Genomic DNA, 23,620 nt, shown 5'->3' on the forward strand with positions numbered 1-23,620 from the left:
CACAGATGACAGCAGCCTCCGGACCCGTTCGATGACCCTCCTGCTTGCCCCCGGATCCGCCACCACGGACACCGGCACGGTTTCCGTCTCGGTCCTGATCCCGGTCTATAACGAGGAGGACAACATCGCCCCTCTGTGCGGCCGGCTGATCCCGGCGCTCGACGGGCTGGGGCGCAGCTTCGAGGTCATCTTCGTCAATGACGGCTCCATCGACGGGACGGAGGCGGAGTTGCAGCGGGTGGCGTCCGACAGCCGCATCCGCGTCATCAATTTCCGCCGCAACGTCGGCCAGACCGCGGCGATGATGGCCGGCATCGACCATGCCCGTGGCGACGTCATCGTGCCGATGGACGGCGATCTCCAGAACGACCCGCAGGACATCGCCGGCCTGCTGTCGAAGCTGGACGAGGGCTACGACGTGGTGTCGGGCTGGCGCGCCGACCGGCAGGACGGTTTCCTGTTGCGCACGCTGCCGAGCCGGATGGCCAACAAGCTGATCTCCACCATCTCCGGCGTGAAGCTGAACGATTATGGCTGCACGCTGAAGGCCTACCGGCGCCAGATGCTCCAGGGCTACCGGCTCTATGGCGAGATGCACCGCTTCGTGCCGATCTACGCCCGCTGGCAGGGCGCCAAGCTGACCGAGATGCCGGTGCGCCATCACCCGCGCCGCCACGGCCAGTCGAAATACGGGCTGGAGCGCGTGCTGAAGGTCGTGCTCGACCTCGTCGTCGTGAAGTTCCTGACCCAGTACGAGACCAAGCCAATCTACATCTTCGGCTTCGCCGGCCTGATGTTCATGGGGCTGTCGGTGCTGGCCGGCATCTATGCCATCTACCTGAAGCTGGTCGACGGCATCTCCTTCATCCTGACGCCGCTGCCGCTCCTGGTGACGATGGGGCTGGTCACCGGCGTGATGTGCATCCTGATGGGGCTGCTGGCCGAGCTGCTGGTCCGTATCTATTTTGAAAGCCAGGGCAAGAGCCACTATTCGATCAAGACCATGCTGAACTTCGACGAACAGCCTCCGCCGGACCGCAGCCTCCGCGATTGATCGGTCCCGATAAAGAAAAGGCCCCGTACCGTTCCCGGTGCGGGGCCTTTTCGCATCAGGGCATCGTCAGGGCGTCGCCGCCACCCCGCCGGGCGGCGTCAGTTCCTTCAGCCCGCCGTCATGGCCCAGCACGAACAGCCGCACCCGCTGGCCGGCCAGGTCTGGCGGAATGGGCAGGGCGAAGCCGCTGTCGGTCATCCGCCCGTCCTTGAGGACCGTTGCGACGTCGGGCCGCGCACCGCCGGTCGGGGCGGTCGCGACGATGCGGTCGCCCACCCCCAGCAGGACGAAGGCCGCCGGCGCCGGCACCGCCGCATCGACCGCCCAGCCGAGTGCCGCCAGTGAGCCAGAGGGAAGCTGCGTGAAGCGGTCGAGCGAGCCGAGCAGTCCGCCCCCCTGGCCGCCGTCGCGCGGCACTATGTCCAGCCGCAGCTGTGCCGAGGCTTCATCCAGCTTGCCCGCCTGCAACAGGGTGGCCAGCGTTCCCCGCTCCGGCCGGCTCGCGGCATCGGCGAGGATCGTCTGCACGAAATCGGCCTTCAGATCGTAGGCGGCCTGGAGGAACGGCGCGATGTTGCGCGGCGAGGCGGACGGGCAGACCAGCGGCTGGCTCCAGTCCATCCCGGCCGGCTTGCGGATGGCTTGCAGATAGGTGGCGACGCAGCGCTCCGCCGCCCCGTCGCGCTCCGCCACCATGCGGTTGAGGCCGGCGACGCTCCAGTGCCGCCAGAAGGCGTCCGTCCCGGCGCCATGGCCGACGGCGAGCGCCGCCGCCAGCACCAGCCCGGCAAACGCTCCCGCCCCGGCTCCCACCCTCGTGCGGCGGCCGAACAGCAGGGTCCAGCCGGCGACCGCGGCGGGGAAGGCCAGCAGCACCGGATAGGCGTAGCGCGGGATGGTGCCGCAGCGCATGGCGTTGGCGATGCCCTCGCCGCACAGCCCGGCCCGGCCCAGCGCGGTGGTCATAGTGACGATCACCGTCCCGGCGATCAGCCCGGAAATGGCGAGCGCGGCATTGGGCTTCTCCCGCCCGGCGCGGCCCAGCAGCAGGCCCGCCGCCGGGATGAGGCAAAGCGCCAGGGCCGCCGCTCCCGCCGCCAGCGACAGCGGGGCTCCCACCGCCTCCACCGGCAGGCCGGCGGCGGTGGCGAAGGCGCCCAGCAGGAAGGCCCAGAAGCCGCTATGCCAGGGCAGCACCAGCGGCTGGCCGGTGTGGTTGGCGTAGGAGCCGTGGAAGGTCATCCACAGCATCGCCGCGGTCAGCAGCAGACCGCCGCCGACCGCCACCAGCGTCCGGCCATCACGCTCCCCGTCCCGGCGCAGGGCCAGCACCGCCCCCGCTCCGGCCGCCCCCAGGGCATAGCTGGCGCCGAACACCCCGGTGGAACCGAAGGCCAGCAGGAACAGCGTCGCCAGCACCAGCCGCCCGCGGGCCAGCGTGTGAAGGAACAGGAACAGGCAGGTGAAGAAGATCGGCTGGGCCAGCCCCATGTGCTGGTAATAGAAATACTCGTTGTTCAGCGTGCCGGTCAGGAACAGCCCGGCCGCCGCCACCGGCACCCCATCCCAGGCCGAGCGCACGCAGTCCCGCAGCAGCACCAGGGCGTAAGCGGCGAGCATGGCGGCGAAGGCCAGCCAGCCGACCAGCCGGAAGGTGAGGAAATCGACGCCGATGGCCTGCCACAGCCCGTGGGTCAGCAGCTTGAAGAAGGGTGCGACATGGTCGCTGTCCTTGGCGAAGATCGACTGGAAGGTCAGCGGCTGCTGCACGCCCTGGGCGGTGCCGAAGAAATAGCCCCAATCGTCCCAATAGGGCAGGCCGGTGCTGGCATGCATGTTCATGCCGAACTGATAGGCGACGATCAGCGCCCCCACCCCCAGCAGCAGCCCGACCAGGGTGCGGGCGGACGACGACGCGCGGCCGGCGGGGACCTCGGAACGGGCAGCATCGTGCATGTCCGCGCCCCCGCGCGTCCGGGGGAACGGACGATCCAGACTGTCTAGGCTCATGCGGCGTTTTCCATCGGGGTCGGTGCCGGGGTCTGGGCCGGGCGGTCCAGCGCGGTGGCGAGCGCCGTCCAGGCCCACAGCAGGCCGCGGTGGTCGGCCTGTCCGCTGCGGTGCTCGTCCCAGCGCGCCGCCAGCCACTTGCCGTCCACCCCGATGCGCGCCGCAGTTTCCAGCGGCGGCTGGGGCAGGTGGCGCAGCCAGCGGCTCAAGGGGATGCCGAAGCCCTTCTTGGGCCGAGACAGGATCGCCGGCGGCAGCAGTGGAGCCATCGCCTTCTTCAGGATCCATTTTCGCGTGCCGCCCCGAATGCCGTTCGGCTGGAGCTTCACGCCGGCCGGCAGGCGGCTGACGAAGGCGACGAGGTCGCGGTCGAGGAAGGGCGAGCGCGTCTCCAGCGAGCAGAACATGCTGGCGCGGTCGGCCTTGATCAGCAAATTCTCGCCCAGATAGAAGCGGCCGTAGAACTCGATGGAGCGGTCGACGTCGTGCCGGCTGGCGCCCGAGCGCCACAGCGCGTCGGCCTCGTCATACAGCTCGTCGGCGGTCAGCTCGACGCCGAACAGCCGCGAGACCTCCTCCACCGACGCCGGCCCCAGCCAGGCCGGCATCCAGTGCGCCGGCCGGTGGCCCAGCCCGCGCAGCGCCCGGCGCAGCTTGAAGTCGAAGCTCATGTTGCGGTCCGACCGCGGCAGCCGGTGGGCCACCGCCTCCGCCAGCCGGTGCAGCGGGCGGGGGACGGCATGGTGGTAGAGCCGCGCCGTGCGCAGCGCGTCGAAGGTGTCGTACCCCGCGAACAGCTCGTCGCCGCCGTCGCCGGTCAGCGCCACCGTCACCCGTTCGCGGGCGAAGCGCGACAGCAGATGCGTCGGCAGGATGGAGGGATCGGCGATCGGATCGTCCAGCCGGCCCAGCAGCTCCGGCAGCATTCCCGCCGCGGTGTCGAGGTTCAGCGTGCGGCAGGCATGGTCGGTGCCGTAATGGCGCGCGGCGTCGGCCGCATAGCCGCTCTCGTCGAAGCTCGGCTCGTCGAAGCCGATGGTGAAGGTCTTCATGGTGGCCGGGTCGCGGTGCTTTGCCGCGAGCGCCACGATGGCGGCGCTGTCGATGCCGCCGGACAGGAAGAAGCCGACCGGCACGTCGCTCAGCATGCGGCGTTCCACCGCGCGGTCCAGCAGCTCGCGCAGTTCCTCGGCCCACTCATCGGGGCCGCCCGGCGGCTGGTCGTCCACCACCATCCGGTATTCCCAATACCGGCTGACCGACAGCCGGCGGCTGGCCAGGTCGTAGACCATGCTGCAGCCGCCCGGCAGCTTGCGCACCGCGGCATGGGCGGTCAGCGGCGCCGGGATGAAGCCGTAGGCGAAATATTTGACCAGGGCCTTGCGGTCCAGCGTGTCCGGCACCGACGGGTGCGACAGCACCCCGGTGGCTTCCGACGCGAAGACCAGCCCGTCCGCCGTCTCGGCATAAAACAGCGGCTTCTTGCCGAAACGGTCGCGGCCGAAGACCAGCCGGCCCCGGCGGCGGTCGTACAGGCAGAAGGCGAACATGCCGTTCAGCCGCTCCAGCATGTCCAGGCCCCATTCCCGGTAGCCGTGCAGCAGCACCTCGGTGTCGGAATGGTCGGTGACGAAGCGGTGGCCGGCCTGCTCCAGCGCGCGGCGCAGCTCCGGCGCATTGTAGATCTCGCCGTTGTAGACGATGACCAGATCGCCTTCCGCCGTGGCCATCGGCTGATGGCCGCCCTCGATGTCGATGATGGCGAGGCGGCGGAATCCCAGATGCACGGCCAAGGCGCCGCCGGTGTCGATATGGACGCCGTCGTCGTCAGGACCGCGGTGACGGATGATTCTGGTCATGACGGCGAGGTCGCGCTCGCCGCCGGGTCCGGCGAAGCCGGCGAAACCGCACATGGGGCTGCTCTCCCGAAGGGACTGCCGAGGGTGGCGACGGGGGCTAGGTGTAGCGCCTCCCCCGGCCGGGTGCCATGGCGAAATGCCGGACCCTGGGTGCCGGCGAGGCGGGGACAGCGGGCGCGTGGGCGGAAAGTCGTGGCTTCCGGGTCCTGCTTTGGCTACAGCAGGGGGCGTGGTATGCGGCCAGCTTGGCCAGGTCGGATGGGAGCGGGTGGATGATCGGTGGGCCGGTGGATCTGGAAGGCGGCTTCAACCGCATGCGCCCGTGCCGTCACGGCTTGATGGTCTACAACCGCAATGACCGCTATGTCGGCCGCTCCCTCGATCTCTACGGCGAATATGCCGAGTATGAGGTGGCCCTGTTCCGCTCGGTCGTGCGTCCGGGGGACGTCGTGGTCGAGGTCGGGGCCAACATCGGCGCCCAGACCCTGCCGCTGGCCCGCATGGTCGGGCCGTCGGGCACCGTCATCGCCTTCGAGCCGCAGGAGATGCTGTTCAACCTGCTTTCCGCCAATCTGGTCCTGAACGGCGTGACCAGCGTGCGGGCCCGGCGCATGGCGGTGGGAAGCGAGGCCGGCACCATCCGGGTGCCGACGCTCGACCCGAACTGCTCCAACAATTTCGGCGCCCTCGGCCTCGGCGGGTGGGACCATGGCGAACTGGTTCCGCTGGTGACGCTGGACAGCCTGAACCTGCCGTCCTGCCGCCTGCTGAAGGCCGACGTGGAGGGCATGGAGGAGGCGGTGCTGCGCGGGGCCGGCGGGCTGATCGCGCGCCACCGGCCGGTGCTGTATGTCGAGAACGACCGGCGCGACCGCTCGCCCGCCCTGATCGGGCTGATCCGGTCGATGGGCTACCGGGTCTGGTGGCACACGGCCCGCCTGTTCCATCCCGGCAACTTCGCCGGCAACTCCACCGACCTGTTCGGCGGGGTCGGTGCCGTCAACCTCGTCGCCCTGCCGCCGGGCAGCGACATCCACATCCCCGAACCCGAGATCACCGACGATCACGCCTGGTGGCAGTGAGGCAACGGCCACGTTGCCATTCGCGACACCGAGCGCCTCGCCGAAGCCGGGGGCGGGCCCTCCGCCGGCAGCGTTGGCGATTCCCACGACAACGACTTGGCCGAGACGGTCGGCGCCCCCTGCAAGACCGAGGCGATCCGGCGCTGCGGGCCATGGCGAAATGGCAGGCCCTCCCAGATCCCGTTTGCGGGGTGGTCAGCGGCGGAAGCTGCGGATGATCTCCGTGATGCGGTCGATGTCGCCCAGGCCCAGCCCGCTGTGGCAGGGCAAATTCATGCCCCGTGCCGCCAGACCGTCGGTCAGGGGCAGATGCTCCTCCCGCTTGCGCGACGCCTCGCGGAAGGGAGGCAGGCGGTGCAGGGGATGGAAGAAGGGCCGGGTCTCGATCCGTTCCTCGGCAAGGCGGGCCATCAGGGCATCGCGGGAGCGGCCATAAGCGTCGTCCACCGTGATGCAGAACAGCCAGGGTGCGGGCTCCGCCCAGGGGGCGACCGGTTGCAACCCGATGCCGGGGATGTTGCGCAGCCGCTCGGCATAGGCGTCGAAGATGCTGCGGCGGTTGGCCAGGATTTCGTCCCGCCGCTCCAGCTGGGCGCACAGCAGGGCGCAGGCCAGATTGGTCAGGCGGAAATTGTAGCCGGTGACCGGGAAGTAATACCGCTCCGTCGGCGACATACCCTGGCCGCGCAGGGTGCGCATGCGCAACTCCAGGTGCGGATCGCTCAGGGTCAGCGCCCCGCCTTCGCCGCTGGTCATGATCTTGTTGCCGTAGAAGGAGAAGGTGGCGACCCGTGCCAGGCTGCCGCAGGGGCGCCCCTTGTACCGCGCGGTGTGCGCCTCGGCCGCGTCCTCCACCACCCACAGCCCGTGGACGGCGGCGAAGCGGTTGATGGCGTCCATGTCGGCGGGATGGCCGTAGAGATGGACAGCGATGATCCCCTTGGTGCGGGGGGTGACGTGCTGTTCCAGCCGGGCCGGGTCGATGCACCAGGTCTCCGGGTCGATGTCGACGAACACCGGCTCGGCCCCGACATAGCGCACCGCGTTGGCGGTGGCGATGTAGGTCAGCGAGGGGACCAGAACCTCGTCGCCCGGCCGCACGTCCAGCCCGAGCAGGGCGAGATGCAGGGCGATGGTGCCGTTGCAGACGGTGATCGCCGAACTGGTGCCGCACAGGTCGGCGAAATCCCGCTCGAACCGGTCGATGAACGCGCCGGTGGAGGAGATCCAGCTGCTGCGCAAGGCTTCGACGACGTAAGCCTCCTCGTTGCCGCGCAGGTCGGGGGCGGCGATCTGGATGAAGGGCTTGTCCATTACGACGGTGTTCTCGCAGAGAATGTGGCGGAATTGCCCTGCCCGCGAATAAGGCGTTCACGAGCGGGACGTTGGCGGCTTACCGTTCAAGAGGCCTTGCGGGATTGCCTACCACGGTTGCCCCGGGAGGAACATCGCGCGTGACGACGGCTCCCATTCCGATTACAGCCCCTTTGCCGATCACAAGAGGGCGATTGGGCTTTCCATCCCGAATGATGGCGCCTGTTCCGATGTAGACGTCGTCTTCAACAATGACGCGGCCGTTGATGCAGACCCGAGGAGCCAAGGTGACGAAATCGCCAACAACACATTCATGAGCGACATAAGAGTATAGATTGCAGTGAAAATGCTTGCCGATTACCACGTCTGACGTGATGATCGAGTAATCGCATATTATAGACCCTTCGGCTATTTTTACATTGTCGTAGATGCGCCGGAATGGAGAATGCACGCTGCCGATTTTAAGGCCGACGTCCTGGCAGCGCTCTGCAATTTCCCTTCGGGCTTTTGCATCGGCCAATGCGATGACAACAGAATAGTCTTTGAATTCCGGTGATGTCAGATCCGTGGGCGGCACGACCCGGATGCCGTTGATGGAGGTGTTGTGAAGCTCCTCCCGATCCGACACGAAAACGACATCGTCCTGCGCCTGCCCGGCTTCCCGCAACATCTCGCGAGCGATCGGCACAACTTCCCGACCGAAACCGCCTGCACCGTAAATGGCGATACCCATCATGAACCCTCAGAAGATTAGAGAAGCCGTTGCCGCGTCGCCCTTAGGATGATCCAGGATTCCTCAAAGGATTATGGCATGGCCCCTCAGATTATGGGAGGGGGCACGGTGTGCCTAGAATACGGGTAGAGACGCCATAAAGGCTTGATCGCCTTCGGAAACCGGGCGACCGAGCGCTTGTTTGTATAGAACTCCGAAGCCGCGTGCCGTCATGTCCCAGCGATAGGGTTTGACGGCCTCCGTTCCAATGGCCGCCAGGCGTTGGCGCAGATCGGCGTCCAGCCACATGACCCGGATCGCCTCCGCGATCTGCCCGATGTCGTCCGGATCGAAAAGATGCGCTCCGCCCTGGGATTGGGAAGGCAGGGACGTGGTGGTGGCGCAGGTCACCGGACAGCCCAGCGTGAAGGCATCCCACAAAGGCGCGCTTCCCGCCTCGAACTTGGTCGGGATCAGGGTGAAGCGGGCGAACTGGTAGAGCGTCGACAGATCGTCGCGGTCGACGTAGCCGAGGAAGCGGACCTGGTCGCCCAGCCCCAGCCGGGCGATCTCCTGATACAGAACCTGGGCATGGGCATTGAGGCTGCCGGTGCAGATCAACAGGGGCCGCAGCCCGTGCGTCCTCCTCAGACTGTCCAGCGCCCGGATGGCGCCCAGATGGTTCTTGTGAGGCCAGGTCTGGGCCGGCAGCAGCATATAGCCGTCGGGCATGAGGCCGTGGCGGGAGAGCACGCGCTTGATGCGGTCGATGTCGGGCTCCGGCACCTTGCCGGTGGTGGTTGCCCACGGCACGATGCGGACCCGCTCGGGGGCCAGATCGTACTGGGTCAGCAGATCCTGGGCGATCCAGCGCGACGTGCAGGCGACATAGGTCGCCTTGTGGCAGAAATACTGGTAGGTGGCCTCCCGCCCGATCAGGTCGTCGCGGGAGAAATAGTCCGGCAGATGGATGTGCTGCAGGTCGTGCGGGTGGTAGATGGTCGGCAGGTCGCTGTCGATGGCGAACTGGAAGGGCAGATGCACCAGGTCGACCCCCTCCCGGCGCCAGATGGCGGAAGCGTCCTGCATCGGCATGCCGAACTGCTGCACCGGGACGGTGAGGCCGAACAGCGTCTCGCTCAGCCGGTTGCGCCGGATCGGCACCACCACCTTGCGCGTCTCGAAATCGCTGTCCGAGACCGACAGGATCCGGGCATGCTCCGGGATCACGGCACTGAGCCAGCCTGTGTCGAACTTGCGGTCGCACAGCAGGGTGAAGCGGAAGTCGGCCGGATCGAGATGGGCGAGGGAGCGGGCATAGAGGCCCAACACCTCTGCCACGCCGCCGAAGGCGCCCGGCGCCACGCGGGCGTCGATGCCGATATGGATTGGGGGCGCCATCTTGGCCTCTCGTCTTTCGGTTCCGCTCAACGGCCTTGCAGGTCGGCCTGGATGCGCTCCCAGATGCCGCCATAGACCGTTTCCCAGGAATGGCGGGTCCGCACGAACTCGACCACGCCGGCGCTGCGCGCCTCATACTCGTCCCGGCCCATCGAGATGGCGCGCTCGATGATGGCGCGGTTCTGCCCGGCGTCCTGCGTCAGGTAGATCGCGTGCGGGCAGCGGAAGCCGCTTTCCGGCGTGACGATGGGCACCAGGCCGCGGGCGCAGTTTTCCAGGATGGCGGTGGCCTGGGCGTCCAGCGAACTGGTGTGGATGTAGAAGGCGCAGTTGTCCTTGATGAACTGGTTCTGCTGGGCGCTGCCATTGTCGATCCAGCCCAGCGAGATGACCTCGCGCCCCTGGATGCGGACACGCTGGTTGGTGTAGGCGCCTAGCGACGCGCTGCCCAGATGCACCCGCATCCGCTCCGGATCGATGCTGTTCAGCAGCAGGTCGAACCCCTTGTGCGGCCGCAGGTCGCTCATGTGCAGCAGGCCGTTCATGCTTTCCGGCGTGTAGCGGCGGGGCTCGCCGAACATGCGGGCCTCGCATCCCATGTCGACCCGCACAACCTTGTGCTTGATCCGGGCGATCAGGCTGTCGTCGTCCAGCGCCTGGATGCGTTCGTACCAATGTTCGCCGCAGATGCCGAAGATCAGCCGCGCCGCGTCCAGCTGGGTTTCCTGGAACGGAGTCCAGGGCCGGTATTCCTCGATGATGACAGGGAGGATCGGGGCAAGGATGTAGGTGTTGGGATGGGCCGGCCGGCCGGGTTCCAGCGCATTGTCGCGCACCCAGTCGTCGACCAGCCCGCCGCCGGCGTCGAAGGTGACGTGGCCCAGCAGGATGTCGCCGGGATTGGTGGTCACCCGTGATGCGGTGAAGGTGCTGTTGTGCACCGGCGTGTATTTGCTGAGAACGCGGCGGGCGTGTTTGCTGATTTCCGCGTTGTTGGTCTCGTATTTGTCATAGGAGTCACGGCGGAAAATATAAGGAGACCAGAAGAAATGCAGCAAAGCCGCTCTCCAACAAAATAGAGGCCATATGACGGGGGTTCTACACCCGCCGGCGGACTGGTGCAAGAATGGTCGGCCGCGCTTTTACCGCGCCCGCACCCAGGCCTGATACAGCCCGCCGAAGATCATCGGATGCTCCGCCTCCAGCCGGTCCCAGCGGGCCAGAGAGGTCATCGCCGGATCCTCGGGGAAGCGCTTGCGGTAGAGTGCCGCCACCGCCGGATCGGCCAGCCGGAAGCCCAGGAACTCCAGCTTCAGCGCGGCAAGCGCGTCGGCCAGCCAGGGCAGGGTGACGTGCAGTTCATGCACGTGCATCAGCAGGTCGCGGCAGGCGCTGGTGCCGTAGAAATCCGGGGAATGGACGACGCTGCGCGCCGGATGACCCTCCGGCAGGGCCAGGATGTCGCGGCGGACATGGCGGATGCCGTCCAGGGTCGGCGGATGGCCGCGCTCGGCGATGAACTGGCGGGCGGCCAGGATGGAGCGGCGGGCGGCGGCGCTGTAGAAGCCGATCTCCATCACGCCATGCGGGCTCATCATCCCGCGCAGCACGCGCAGGCCCGCCATCGGGTCTTCCATGTGGTGCAGGACGCCGACGCTGTGGATCACGTCGAAGCGGCGGCCCAGCGCTCCCAGCTCCAGCAGGTCGGCCTGGGCGAACTCGATGGTCTTCAGGCCCAGGCGCCGGCTCTGGCGGGTGGCGTAGGCAAGGCTGCGGCGGCTGAGGTCGACCGCCAGCACCCGTGCATTCTTCAGGGTGGAGGCCGCCCACACCGCCTCCCGTCCGGTGCCGCAGCCGGCGACCAGCACCTCCGGCGCCTCCCAGCCCGGCGCGTTCCAGGCAGGGGCGGCTGGCAGGGCGGCATGCGGGAACAGGGCATGCAGGAAGCGGGACAGCGGCATCGGCTCCGGCAGCAGCCCGGTGGTCATCCAGCGCGGATAGGGATTCTCCTCGTACTGGGCGCGCACGCCGACCGACACCGGGTGGCTGATCGGGGTCAGTTCCGGCAGCTCCGCCTGGATCGCCGCCTCGGCCAGCGGTTCGGCGACCTGCCGGTTCAGCAGCCGGGCGATCTCCTCGGGCCAGGACAGCGCCTGCAGGGCCTCCGCCCGCTCCCAGCGGTAGAGCGGCCGGTAGGCGCCGAGCAGGGCGACCAGGACCGCCGGCGGCTGCTCGCCGCTCGCCAAAGCCGCCTCCGCCGCGCGGAGCAGCACCGCCAGCACCTGGAACTCGCCGTCGGTCTCGGCGAAGACATATTCGTTGAGGAAGCACTGCTCGGCGATGGCGGCGCACAGGGTGCGCCAGGACGGCCGGTCGGGCAGGCCGGGGCCGGTCAGCGCCAGCGTCAGCACCCGGCGCAGCCGGGTCAGCGCCCGTTCCAGCCGGGGATCGCAGACCGGGGCGGCGCGCAGGTGAGCCAGCAGCAGCGCATCCTCCGCCAGCCCGGCGAGCGAGCCGTCGGCCAGCAGCGCCAGGCTTTTCCCGTCCAGCGTCCGCCCGTCGTCCTCGGGGCCCGCCTCCGGAGCGGCGAGGGCCTTGAGGACGGGCGATGCCATCAGGACGCCGGCGATGGCCCGGGACAGGCCGGCGCTTTCCACCTCCGGCCGCCCGAGCGCCGCCAGCAGGTCGGTGCGCAGGCCTTCATCCGGCCCCTCGCCGGATGCGGGCGGCCCGGCGTCCCGCAATGCTTCGACGAAGGCGATCCAGTTGCGCGGCATCTCGGGGGCGAGGCGGATCGCCTTGCGCACATAGGGCAGGGCCTGGTCGCGCCAGCCGCCTTGCAGGAACAGCGCGGCGATGCCGAAGCACAGCTCCGCATCGTCCGGAGCCGTGCGGGCGATGCCGAACGCCTCCGTCTCCGCCTCGGCCGTGCGGCCGGCGGCGATCAGCAGCGACAGCAGCGTTCGGCGCAGCGGCAGGGGAAGCGGCCGGCCGGCGGCGGCACGGCGCAGGTCCTCGATGGCGGCGTCGGGGTTGCCGGTCTCCTGGTGCAGGCGGGCGAGGTTGTTGTGGACCTCCGGCAGGTCGGGGGTGAGGCGCAGCGCGGCGCCATAGGCCTCCAGTGCGCCTGCGGCGTCGCCGCCGCTCTGCAGGGCGGTGCCGAGGTTGGCCAGCAGCGCCGTCCTGGTCCTGTCGTCCGGATCGGCGATGAGCGCCAGACCGTCGCGGCAGACGGTGACGGCTTCCGTCCAGTGGCCGGCGACGCGCAGGCTGTCGGCCAGCAGCAGCCGGGCATCGAGATGGCCGGGATCGACCGCCAGCACGCGGTGGAAGGCGGCGATCGCCGATTCAAGCTGGCCGCTGCGGTGGTGCAGGGTGCCGATCAGATGCAGCGTTCCCGCCAGCCGCGGGCGCAGCGCCACCGCCTGCTCGGCCTGCTCCAGCGCCTCCTCGTTGCGGCCGAGCCGGGCCAGCAGCGAGGCATGGTTGCCCAGGATTTCCGGCAAGACGGGGCGATGGGAGAGCGCGCGGCGGAACAGCGCCTCGGCCTCATCGACGCGGCCTTCCAGCATGCGGACCAGCGCCAGGGTGCCGAGCGCCTCGGCCTGCGCCTGCCGCAACGGCTGGGCCGGCTGCGCCGCACCGCCGGCAAGGCGCAGGGCCGTGTCGCAGGCTGCCGCCGCTTCGGCCAGCTGGCCGCGGCGCAGCCGGGCGAGCGCCTGCGCCCGGTGGGCCTGGACCGCGGCCGCTCCACCCGCCTCCTCATGCCCTGTCCGGCGCAGCGCTTCGGCTGCCGCGGCATAGCCGTCGTCGACACGGCCGGCGGCGATGAAGGCCAGGGCAAGCACGCTCCAGCCCTCCGCCCTGTCCGGCTGCCTGCGCACCGCCGCTTCGGCCCAGGCGACGCTGTCGGCCGGCCGGCCCAGGATGCGGGCGGCGTCGGCCAGCGACAGCAGTGCGGCCGGATCCTGCGGCGGGGTGCCGCACAGCGCGCGGTACGGCCCCTCCGCCTCCTCCGGCCGGCCGGACCGGCACAGATCCAGCACCTGCGCCAGACGTTGGCCGGCGGCCTGATGGTCCGGACCGCTTTGGCCGGTCGGAAGGCCGGCGGTCCCGGTTGCGCTGTCGGTGGTCATGGAACTGGACCTTTGGGCTGGAAGGAGGCCAGGGGTGACAGGGGCCGGAGAAGACGGGATCCGCCGGGCCTCAATAGGCCTGGTACGATTTTTCCTCGACCAGCTCGGAGCCGAGCAGACGGTTCAGGTCGCGCTTCAGCGCGGCGCGGCGGTCGTTGGTGTGGTAGACCTGCCGGGCCAGCTCGACGAAGCGCGGGCCGAAATCCTTGGCACGCTCGCAGTCGCGGATCTCGTCCTCGACCTCCCACAGGGTGGTGTTGACCGCGCGCAGCCCGTCGATCAGCACGGCGACCTCCGGACGCGCGGTGTCGGCCTGCACCGCCACGGCGAGCAGCGCCTCGCGCTCGCGCCGGACGTTGGCCAGCTTGTCGGCGTCGGCGATGCGCTCCGTCTTGATGTCGAGGATGGTGATCTTGTCCAGCAGTTCGCCCCAGGAGACGGGCGCCAGGATCGGCATGTCGGAAGCTCCATTCTGACGGAGGGGGAGGGAAGCGGCGCGTTCGCGGAGTGCGCGCTCCAGCCTGTCGATGGTGTCGTCCCAGTGCTGCGGCCTTGCCTGCCGGAACAGGCGCATGGTCGGATACCAGGGGCTGTCCTCGCGGTCGAGCATCCAGCGCCAATCCGGGGCGAAGGGCACCAGGACCCAGATCGGGACGCCGAGCGCTCCGGCGAGATGGGCGACGGAGGTGTCGACGCAGACCACGAGATCGAGGTTCGCCATGATTGCGGCGGTGTCGGCGAAGTCCTTGATGTCGGGCGACAGGTTCAAAAGCGGGAAGCCGCCCGGCGGGTTTGCCGCCTGTCCTTCGGTGGGTCCCTTCTGGATGGAGACCAGGCTGACGCCGGGGATCGCGGCCAGCCGGGCGAAGGGGGCCAGCCCGATGGAGCGGTTCCTGTCGTTGCCGTGGGTGGGCGATCCGGCCCAGACGATGCCCACCTTCAGGCCGCCCCCGTCCCTTGCCAACCCCTTCAGCCGCTCGCCCCAGCGCGCAACCAGATCGGGCTCCGCCGACAGGTAGGGAACGCGGTGCGGGATGGTGTCCATCTGGGTGCCGAACACCTCGCCCAGGCTCAGCATCGGCAGGTGCAGGTCGAAGTCGTCGGTGCCGAGCTGGCCGCTGACGACCCGTTCCACGCCGGGCAGCCCGGCCAGCACCCGCTTCAGCGGCGCCGGCACTCCCAGGATCACCCGGCCGCCGCGCGCCGCCACAAGGGGAACGTAGCGGCAGAATTGCAGGCTGTCGCCCAGCCCCTGCTCGCCGTGCAGCAGGATGCGGCGGCCATCCGGCGGTTCCCCCGTCCAGCGCGGCTTGGGCATGGCGGCCTGGGCGGGCGCATCCTTGCAGCGCAGCCGCCATTCATACTCGCGCCAGCCCTCCTCGAAACGGCCGCCCACCAGCAGGGCCATGCCCAGGTTGCGGCGGGCATCCGGACCGGCGGGGTCGATGGCGACGGCGCGGCGGAAGCCGGTGACCGCCTCAATCAGCCGGTTCTGGTTCAGCCGGGCGTTGCCGTGGTTGGCATAGCCGCCGGCGAAGCCCGGATCGACGGCGACGGCGCGGGCATGGGCGTGCGCCGCATCCTCCAACCGTCCCAATTCCTGCAAGGCCAGGCCGAGGCTGCTGTAGCCTGCGGCGAAATAGGGATTGAGCGCCACGGCGCGGCGATGCCACGCCGTGGCCGCCTCCGCCCCGGCCCCCGTCTTGTCCAGGGAGCGCAGCGCGATGCCCAGGTTGTTGCAGACGGCCATATTGGTGGGGTCGATGGCGATGGCGCGGGCATAGGAGGCGACGGCATCCTGCAGGTCGTCGCCCTCCTGCAGGACATTGCCCAGCCCCGCATGGCCCTCCGACCCGGCGGGGGAGAGGCGGATCGCCCGGCGATAGGCGTCCCGGGCATCGGCAGGGCGCGACAGCCCGCGCAGCAGGCCGCCCACATTCTCATAGGCGGCGGCGAAGTCGGGGCGCAGTGCGACGGCGTTGCGGTAAGCCGCTTCCGCCCCGGCTGCATGGCCCTGGTCGCGCAGCAGGTTGCCCAGATTCAGACGCGCTTCCGCTATGGCGGGATCGATCCGCAGGGCACGGATCATCAGGCGGAGTGCGGCTCCCCCCTGTCCGGCGCGGCGGGCGACCAGCCCCAGCAGATGCAGCGCGTCGGACTGCTCGGGCGTGATCTCCAGGATACGGCGGTAGAGCCGCGCTGCCGCGGCCAGATTGCCGCTCTGATGATGCCGCACTGCTGCGGCGAGCGCGTCCTGAATGGTCGCCATGCTCGATCGGTCGTCCCTGGCCCTTGGGTGTCTTCGTGTGGCGGCTGTCCGGCGGCGCCTGTTGCCGCAAGGGAATAACGGGTGTTCCCGAATTCTCCAAGCGCATCCTCGCTGCTGCGGCAAACGAAATACAGGCCGTGTTATCAACTTGTAACAACGTGGCCGTCATCGTCGAAGCCAGAGCTTGGCGGCAGATCGGCGGCGAAGTTGTGAAAGTCACGCAAGTCTTCGTCGCTCTACACTCGATTCGAGAACGGCTTCCTCCTGCCCGGGGTCACGTTCCCGCCTGGAAGCCCTTGGGACTGTGGGTACCACCAACTTCGTGCGTGCTGTGGCGATTTCGCCATACCGGGCATTTCGCAAGGCATTGCAAAGACTTGGGGGAACAGCACTCCGCCGTTCAGGATAACGGCTTCACAGAGTGTCACAAGACCGGCCAGTTCGGTCTACCCACTTCGGTAGAAACGGATTGCCATAGGCGCAGTCCTTCGGATAACAAGGGCACGGTGTGTTAGGTCGCGCTAGGACTGAGTCTGTCTGCCTGCATCCAGTGTGGCGCACACCTTAGAATGGTTCATCCGCCGGCGAGCCAAACCTGAAGGGGATTACTAATGGCTGGAACCTACACCGTAGGAGTAACTACGGGTTCAACCCTAACATTGGGGCAGTTCTCTACGATTATCGGTAACGTTGGCACCGATGTCATCACGCTCGGAACCGCCGGTAACACGGTGTCGATTTCGACGCTTGAGACCCTGATCGGCAGCACCGGCACCGATTTCATCACCTTGACTTCCGGTTCCACCCTCCAGGTTTCGCTGTTGGAAACCCTGGTCGGTAGCACCACCACCGACGTGGTCACGATTGGCACGTCCGGCTCCACCATGCTGGTGAACCTGCTTGAGACGATCACCGGTGGTGTTGGGACCGACGTCGTTACGCTGGGCACGTCCGGCAGCACCATCCTGGTCTCCGCGGTGGAGACCCTGACCGGCGGCACGGCTTCTGACATCGTCACGCTGGGCACGTCGGGCAACACGGTCCTCGTCAGCCTGATCGAGACGGTTACCGGCGGCACCGCCACCGACGTCGTCACGCTGGGCACCGGCGGCAGCACCATCACGGTCGGCGCGATCGAGACGCTGACCGGTAGCGCGACCACCGACGTCGTGACTCTGGGCACGGCCGGCAACACCCTGCTGGTCAATGCCGTCGAGACCCTGACCGGCAGCACCGCCATCGACGTTATCACGCTGGGCACCGGCGGCAGCACCGTCACGGTCGGCGCGATCGAGACCCTGAGCGGTACGGCGGCTTCCGACGTCGTGACGCTGGGCACGACCGGCACCACCCTGCTGGTCAACGCCATCGAGACCCTGACCGGCAGCACCGTCATCGACGTCGTGACGCTGGGCACGGCCGGCAGCACCATCCTGGTCAATGTCCTCGAGACGCTGACCGGCGGTGTCGGCACCGACATCATCACGCTCGGCTCGGGCGGCAGCACCATCCTGGTTTCGGGTCTGGAGACCCTGACCGGCGGCACCACCACCGACGTCGTGACTCTGGGCACGGCCGGCAATACCCTGCTGGTCAGCGGCATTGAGGCGATCACCGGCGGCACCGCCACCGACGTCATCACTCTGGCGTCGGGCGGCAGCACCATCACGGTCGGCGCGATCGAGACGCTGACTGGTACGGCGGCTTCCGACGTCGTGACGCTGGGCACGACCGGCACCACCCTGCTGGTCAACGGCATTGAGGTCATCACCGGCAGCACCGCCATCGACGTGGTCACGCTGGGCACCGGCGGCAGCACTGTCACGGTCGGCGCGATCGAGACCCTGACCGGCACGGCGGCTTCCGACGTCGTGACGCTGGGCACGACCGGCACCACCCTGCTGGTCAATGCCATCGAGACCCTGACCGGCAGCACCGTCATCGACGTCGTGACGCTGGGCACGGCCGGCAGCACCATCCTGGCCAATGTCCTCGAGACGCTGACCGGCGGTGTGGGCACCGACATCGTCACGCTCGGCTCGGCCGGCAGCACGGTCCTGGTTTCCGGCCTCGAGATCCTGGTCGGCGGCACTGCTTCCGACATCGTCACGCTGGGTACGGCCGGCAACACGGTCCTGCTGCGCGGCATCGAAGTGCTGACCGGCGGTATCGGCACCGACGTCGTCACCCTGGGCGATACGGCGAACACGCTGACCGTCGGCGGCATCGAGACCCTGACGGGCGGCTCGTCCACCGACGTGGTCACGCTGGGCACCGCCGGCAACACCCTGCTGGTCACCCTGGTCGAGACGCTGACCGGTAGCACCGTCATCGACGTCGTTACCCTGGGTTCGGCCGGCAACACCGTCCTGACCAACCTGCTGGAGACGATCACCGGCGGCGCCGGTAGCGACCTCGTCTACCTCGGCACCACGGGCAACACCGTCCTGGTTTCGGGCGTTGAGGTTCTGGTCGGCGACACGGCTTCCGATATCGTCACGCTGGGCACGGCCGGCAACACGGTCCTGCTGCGCGGCATCGACGTTCTGACCGGCGGTGTCGGCACCGACGTCATCACGCTGGGCAACACGGCCAACACGCTGACCGTCGGCGGCATCGAGACGCTGATCGGTGGCACGGCCTCCGACGTGGTCACGCTGGGCACGGCGGGCAACACCCTGCTGGTTTCGGGTCTGGAGACCCTGACCGGTAGCTCGGGCACCGATGTCGTTACCCTCGGCTCGGCTGGCGGCACCATCCTCACCAGCTTGCTGGAGACGATCACCGGCAGCAGCACCTCCGACCTCGTCTACCTCGGCACCACGGGCAACACCGTCCTGGTTTCGGGCGTCGAAATCCTGGTCGGCGGCACGGCCTCCGACATCGTCACGCTGGGCACGGCCGGCAACACGGTGCTGATGCGCGGCATCGACGTGCTGACCGGCGGTGTCGGCACCGACGTCGTCACCCTGGGCGATACGGCGAACACGCTGACCGTCAATGGCATCGAGACGCTGATCGGTGGCACGGCCTCCGACGTCGTGACGCTGAGCACGGCCGGCAACAGCCTGCTGGTTTCGGGTCTGGAGACCCTGACCGGTGGCGTGGGCACCGACGTCGTCACCCTGGGTTCGGCCGGGAACACGATCCTCGCCAGCCTGCTGGAGACGATCACCGGCGGTGCGGCGACCGACGCTATCACCATCGGCACCGCGGGCGGCACCCTGCTGGTTTCGGGTCTGGAGACCCTGACCGGCAGCACGGCGACCGATGCCGTCATCCTGGGCACCTCCGGCAACACCTTGCTGACCTCGGGCATCGAGTTCCTGCAGGGCGGCGCGGGCAGCGACCTGGTCTTCATCGGCTCGACTGGCAGCACCTTCCAAACGGTCGCGCTGGAGTTCCTGATCGGCGGTGCGGGCACCGACGTCATCACGCTGGGCTCGGCTGGCAGCACCACCACGGTCCGCGGTCTGGAAATCCTGACCGGCGGCTTGGGCACCGACGTCATCACCATCGGCGACACCGGCACCACCATGGTGGTTTCGGGCATCGAGACGCTGGCTGGCGGTGCGGCGACGGACGCCATCACCATCGGCACCGCGGGCGGCACCCTGCTGGTTTCGGGTCTGGAGACCCTGACCGGTGGCTTGGGCACCGACGTCATCACCATCGGTTCGGCCGGCGGCACGCTGCTTGCCAACGGTCTTGAGACGATCACCGGTGGCACGGGTTCGGAACTGGTGTTCCTGGGCTCGGGCGGTTCGACGGTCTCGGTGTCGGGCATCGACATCCTGATCGGCGGCGTCGGCACCGACGTGGTCACGCTGGGCACGGCCGGCAACACGGTTCTGCTGCGCGGCATCGAGACGCTGACCGGCAACGTCGGCACCGACATCCTGACGCTGGGCGACACGGGCAACACCGCGACGGTTTCGCTGTTCGAGACGATCATCGGCGGCACCGCCACCGACGTCATCGCCTTGGGCACGGCCGGCAACACCGTCTTCGTCTCGGCCGTCGAGACGCTGACCGGCAATGTCGGCACCGATGTCATCACCCTCGCCTCGGTCCTCGGCAACACCACGCTGGTGTCCGGCATCGAGACGCTGACCGGTCAGGCCGGTAACGACGTCGTCACCCTGGGCACCGCCGGCAACACCGTCCTGGTGTCGCTGCTGGAGACCCTGACCGGTGGCGTCGGCACCGATGTCGTCACCCTCGGTACCGTGGGCGGCACCCTGCTGGCCTCGGGCATCGAGACGATCACCGGCGCTTCGGGTACGGACCTCGTCTTCCTGGGCTCGGCCGGCAACACGGTCCTGGCTTCCGGTCTGGAGTTCCTGATCGGCGGTGCGGGCAGCGATACGGTCAACCTGGGCACTTCGGGCAACACGGTCATCGTCCGTGGCATCGAGAGCCTGACCGGCGGCTTGGGCACCGACGTCATCACCATCGGCGACACCGGCACCACCATGGTGGTTTCGGGCATCGAGACGCTGGCTGGCGGTGCGGCGACCGACGCCATCACCCTGGGCACCGCGGGCAACACCCTGCTGGTTTCGGGCCTGGAGACCATTACCGGCGGCACGGCCACCGACGTCGTGACCATCGGTTCGACGGGCGGCACGCTGCTTGCCAATGCGCTGGAAACCATCGTTGGCGGCACGGGTTCGGAACTGGTGTTCCTGGGCTCGGGCGGTTCGACGGTCTCGGTGTCGGGCATCGACATCCTGATCGGCGGCGTCGGCACCGACGTTGTCACGCTGGGCACGGCCGGCAACACGGTCCTGCTGCGCGGCATCGAGACGCTGACCGGCGGCGTGGGCACCGACGTCCTGACGCTGGGCAACACGGCCAACACCGCGACAGTTTCGCTGTTCGAGACGATCATCGGCGGCACCGCCTCCGATGCCATCACGATCGGCACCACGGGCGGCACCCTGCTGGTTTCGGGTCTTGAGACCCTGACCGGTAGCTCGCTCTCCGACGTCGTCACCCTCGGCTCGGCCGGCAACACCCTCGCGGTGACGCTGATCGAGACGCTGAACGGCGGCTCGGGCGTCGACGTCGTGTCGCTGGGCACGGCGGGCAACACCCTGCTGGTCTCGGCTCTGGAAACCATCACCGGTTCCACCGCCACCGACCTGATCACCATCGGCACGGCCGGCAGCACGCTGCTCGCCAACCTGCTGGAGACGGTCACCGGCGGTCTTGGCACCGACGTGATCTTCCTGGGCTCGTCCGGCAACACGATGCTGGCTTCGGGCATCGAGATCCTGGTCGGCGGCACCAACACCGACGTCGTCACGCTGGGCACCACGGGCAACACCCTGCTCCTGCGTGGCCTGGAGACCCTGACCGGCTCCGTCGGCACCGACGTCGTCACCATCGGCGACACCGGCACCACCATGCTGGTTTCGGGCATCGAGACCCTGGCCGGCGGCGCAGGCCTCGACCTGATCCAGCTGAGCACGGCGGGCAACACCTTGCTGGTTTCGGGTCTGGAGACCCTGACCGGTAGCGTGGGCACCGACATCATCACGCTGGGCACCGTGGGTAACACCCTGGTGGTCAACGCGATCGACACGCTGACCGGCGGCACGGGTTCCGACCTCGTGTTCCTGGGTTCGGGCGGTTCGACGCTGCTGGCGGCTGGCCTGGAAATCCTGGTCGGCGGCACGGGCGTCGACGTGGTCACGCTGGGCACGGCTGGCAACACGGTGCTGCTACGCGGCATCGAGACGCTGACCGGCGGTCTGGGTACCGACGTCATCACGCTCGGCAACACCGCCAACTCGCTGATCGTCGGCGGCATCGAGACGCTGATCGGTGGCCTCGCCTCCGACATCGTCACGCTGGGCACGGCGGGCAACACCCTGCTGGTTTCGGGTCTGGAGACCCTGACCGGTGGCGTGGGCACCGACATCGTAACCATCGGCTCGGCCGGCGGCACGCTGCTGGTGAGCGGCATCGAAACGGTGATCGGCGGCACGGGCCTGGAGGTGATCTTCACCAGCACGGCTGGTTCGACCCTCACCGTCTCGGGTGCGGACTTCGTGATCGGCAGCGCCGGCACCGACGTCCTGACCCTGGGCACGGCCGGCAACACCACCACCATCCGCGGCATCGAGACGCTGATCGGCGGTGCGGGCAGCGACCTGGTGATCCTGGGCGACACCGGCAACACGCTGAACCTGGGCTTGGGCATCGAGATCCTGGTCGGCGGCACTGGCACCGACGTGCTGACCATCGGCACCTCGGGCACGACCCTGCTGACCCGCGGCATCGAGACGCTGATCGGCGGCGTGGGCACCGACGTCATCACGCTCGGTGACACGGTGAACACCATCACCGTGACGGGCATCGAGACCCTGACCGGCGGTGCGAACACCGACGTCGTCTTCACCGGTTCGGCCGGCGTGACGATGACGGTCTCGGGCGTCGAGTTCCTGGTCGGCGGCACCGGTTCGGATGTCGTGACCCTGGGCTCCTCGGGCAACACGGTCATCACCCGCGGCATCGACACCCTGTCGGGCGGTGCGGGCAGCGACCTGGTGTTCCTGGGCGACACCGGCGTCACCATGACGCTGGGTTCGGGCATCGAGATCCTGGTCGGCGGCGCTGCCACCGACGTCATCACTCTGGGCACCTCGGGCAGCACCCTGCTGACCCGTGCGGTCGAGACGCTGATCGGCGGCGTGGGCACCGACGTCATCACCCTGGGCGACACCCCGAACACGGTCACCGTGACGGGCGTTGAGACCCTGGTCGGTGGCGCCAACACCGACATCGTCTTCACCGGTTCGGCCGGCGTGACGATGACGGCCTCGGGCGTCGAGTTCCTGGTCGGCGGCGCCGGTTCGGATGTCGTGACCCTGGGTGCGGCGGGCAACACCGTCATCACCCGCGGCATCGACACCATGATCGGCGGTGCGGGCAGCGACCTGGTGATCCTGGGCGACACGGGCGTCACCATGCGGGCCGAGAGCGGGATCGAGATCCTGGTCGGCGGCGCCGGTTCCGACATCGTCAGCCTCGGCGATGGCGGCAACACGGTCCTGCTGCGCGGCATCGAGACCCTGACCGGTGGCACCGGCAACGACGTGATCACGCTGGGCAACACCGGTGTGACGATGTCGGTCTCGGGCATCGAGACGCTGATCGGCGGCACGGGCACCGACGCCATCACGGTGACCGGCGGTGCGGGCATCCGCTTCCAGGCCGGCACGGGCGACAGCCTGAGCCTGGCTTCGGGCAGCGGCACCGACACGGTGGTGTACTCGTCCTTCACCGACATCTCGGCGCTGGGCGCGAACACCGGCTTCGTCTCGGTCTCGAACTTCCAGTCGGGCACCGACAAGGTGCAGCTGACCGGTACGGCCCGGACCGCTGCGGATAAGAACGGCGATGCCTCGCTCTCGACGGCCTCTGCTGCGACCAACGGCGTGAACATCGGCTCCAACGAGCTGGTGAGCCTGACCTCGGTCGTCAGCGGCAGCCTGACGGACGCTTCGCTGGCCAGCTTCCGCTCGGCCCTGGGGACGCTGACGAACTCGTCGGCTGGTGCAAGCACGCTGGTTCTGGCCAACAACGGCACCAGCTCCGGCCTGTACCAGGTGGTCGACACCAACGGCGACGGCCAGGTGGCCGCCACCGAGGTCCGGCTGCTCGGCGTCTACAACGGCACCGTCCTCTCGCTCTCCGACATCAACCTCGGTTGATGATGGGGCTCGGTTGATGATGGGGGCGTGAGCCCAAGCCTGCTAAAAGGAGGGGGCGC

11 protein-coding genes are annotated in these 23,620 nt (G+C 68.6%); 3 read left to right on the top strand and 8 right to left on the bottom strand.

Annotated elements, in window-relative coordinates:
• Nucleotides 1–31 precede the first annotated feature (31 nt).
• Nucleotides 32–1,054: a glycosyltransferase family 2 protein gene (locus ACWPN8_RS30740; RefSeq protein WP_109095365.1), complete on the top strand. Its 1,023-nt coding sequence runs from the start codon at nucleotides 32–34 to the stop codon at nucleotides 1,052–1,054.
• Nucleotides 1,055–1,120: 66 nt separating this feature from the next.
• On the opposite strand, the gene ACWPN8_RS30745 is transcribed toward ACWPN8_RS30740, so the two are convergent.
• Together ACWPN8_RS30745 and asnB are read right to left on the bottom strand one after the other, a co-directional pair.
• Complete coding sequence (locus tag ACWPN8_RS30745; protein ID WP_492243533.1) at nucleotides 1,121–3,010, bottom strand: hypothetical protein; 1,890 nt, start codon at nucleotides 3,008–3,010, stop codon at nucleotides 1,121–1,123.
• Between the two features lie 50 nt (nucleotides 3,011–3,060).
• Nucleotides 3,061–4,977, bottom strand: coding sequence for an asparagine synthase (glutamine-hydrolyzing) (gene asnB / locus ACWPN8_RS30750; protein WP_492243534.1), 1,917 nt, complete (start codon nucleotides 4,975–4,977; stop codon nucleotides 3,061–3,063).
• 218 nt (nucleotides 4,978–5,195) lie between these two features.
• Here asnB and ACWPN8_RS30755 point away from each other — a divergent pair, with 218 nt between their 5' ends.
• Nucleotides 5,196–6,005: an FkbM family methyltransferase gene (locus ACWPN8_RS30755; protein ID WP_492243535.1), complete on the top strand. Its 810-nt coding sequence runs from the start codon at nucleotides 5,196–5,198 to the stop codon at nucleotides 6,003–6,005.
• Between the two features lie 195 nt (nucleotides 6,006–6,200).
• Here ACWPN8_RS30755 and ACWPN8_RS30760 read toward each other — a convergent pair whose 3' ends face one another.
• From ACWPN8_RS30760 to ACWPN8_RS30785, 6 genes are all read right to left on the bottom strand, one after another.
• The gene (locus tag ACWPN8_RS30760; RefSeq protein ID WP_492243536.1) at nucleotides 6,201–7,319 is read right to left on the bottom strand and encodes a DegT/DnrJ/EryC1/StrS family aminotransferase; all 1,119 of its coding nucleotides are present in this window, start codon (nucleotides 7,317–7,319) and stop codon (nucleotides 6,201–6,203) included.
• Nucleotides 7,320–7,398: 79 nt separating this feature from the next.
• The gene (locus ACWPN8_RS30765; protein WP_492243537.1) at nucleotides 7,399–8,055 is read right to left on the bottom strand and encodes an acetyltransferase; all 657 of its coding nucleotides are present in this window, start codon (nucleotides 8,053–8,055) and stop codon (nucleotides 7,399–7,401) included.
• A gap of 111 nt (nucleotides 8,056–8,166) precedes the next feature.
• Nucleotides 8,167–9,432 (bottom strand): glycosyltransferase family 4 protein, encoded by a 1,266-nt coding sequence (locus tag ACWPN8_RS30770; RefSeq protein WP_492243538.1) that lies wholly within the window; start codon nucleotides 9,430–9,432, stop codon nucleotides 8,167–8,169.
• 26 nt (nucleotides 9,433–9,458) lie between these two features.
• Complete coding sequence (locus tag ACWPN8_RS30775) at nucleotides 9,459–10,490, bottom strand: hypothetical protein (protein ID WP_492243539.1); 1,032 nt, start codon at nucleotides 10,488–10,490, stop codon at nucleotides 9,459–9,461.
• A gap of 84 nt (nucleotides 10,491–10,574) precedes the next feature.
• Complete coding sequence (locus ACWPN8_RS30780; protein WP_492243540.1) at nucleotides 10,575–13,568, bottom strand: tetratricopeptide repeat protein; 2,994 nt, start codon at nucleotides 13,566–13,568, stop codon at nucleotides 10,575–10,577.
• Nucleotides 13,569–13,638: 70 nt separating this feature from the next.
• Entirely contained in the window at nucleotides 13,639–15,837 is a 2,199-nt protein-coding gene (locus ACWPN8_RS30785) for a tetratricopeptide repeat protein (RefSeq protein WP_492243541.1), read from the bottom strand.
• A gap of 731 nt (nucleotides 15,838–16,568) precedes the next feature.
• On the opposite strand from ACWPN8_RS30785, the gene ACWPN8_RS30790 reads away from it, so the two are divergent.
• The gene (locus ACWPN8_RS30790) at nucleotides 16,569–23,561 is read left to right on the top strand and encodes a beta strand repeat-containing protein (protein ID WP_492243542.1); all 6,993 of its coding nucleotides are present in this window, start codon (nucleotides 16,569–16,571) and stop codon (nucleotides 23,559–23,561) included.
• Nucleotides 23,562–23,620: the final 59 nt, after the last annotated feature.

It is taken from the genome of Azospirillum sp. UENF 112521 (genome assembly GCF_058780665.1).

Bases quoted from the DNA above. Each gene is read 5' to 3' on its own strand.
- ACWPN8_RS30740 (WP_109095365.1), top strand. From the start codon at position 32: ATGACCCTCCTGCTTGCCCCCGGATCCGCCACCACGGACACCGGCACG.
- ACWPN8_RS30745 (WP_492243533.1), bottom strand. From the start codon at position 3,010: ATGCACGATGCTGCCCGTTCCGAGGTCCCCGCCGGCCGCGCGTCGTCG.
- asnB (WP_492243534.1), bottom strand. From the start codon at position 4,977: ATGTGCGGTTTCGCCGGCTTCGCCGGACCCGGCGGCGAGCGCGACCTC.
- ACWPN8_RS30755 (WP_492243535.1), top strand. From the start codon at position 5,196: ATGATCGGTGGGCCGGTGGATCTGGAAGGCGGCTTCAACCGCATGCGC.
- ACWPN8_RS30760 (WP_492243536.1), bottom strand. From the start codon at position 7,319: ATGGACAAGCCCTTCATCCAGATCGCCGCCCCCGACCTGCGCGGCAAC.
- ACWPN8_RS30765 (WP_492243537.1), bottom strand. From the start codon at position 8,055: ATGATGGGTATCGCCATTTACGGTGCAGGCGGTTTCGGTCGGGAAGTT.
- ACWPN8_RS30770 (WP_492243538.1), bottom strand. From the start codon at position 9,432: ATGGCGCCCCCAATCCATATCGGCATCGACGCCCGCGTGGCGCCGGGC.
- ACWPN8_RS30780 (WP_492243540.1), bottom strand. From the start codon at position 13,568: ATGACCACCGACAGCGCAACCGGGACCGCCGGCCTTCCGACCGGCCAA.
- ACWPN8_RS30785 (WP_492243541.1), bottom strand. From the start codon at position 15,837: ATGGCGACCATTCAGGACGCGCTCGCCGCAGCAGTGCGGCATCATCAG.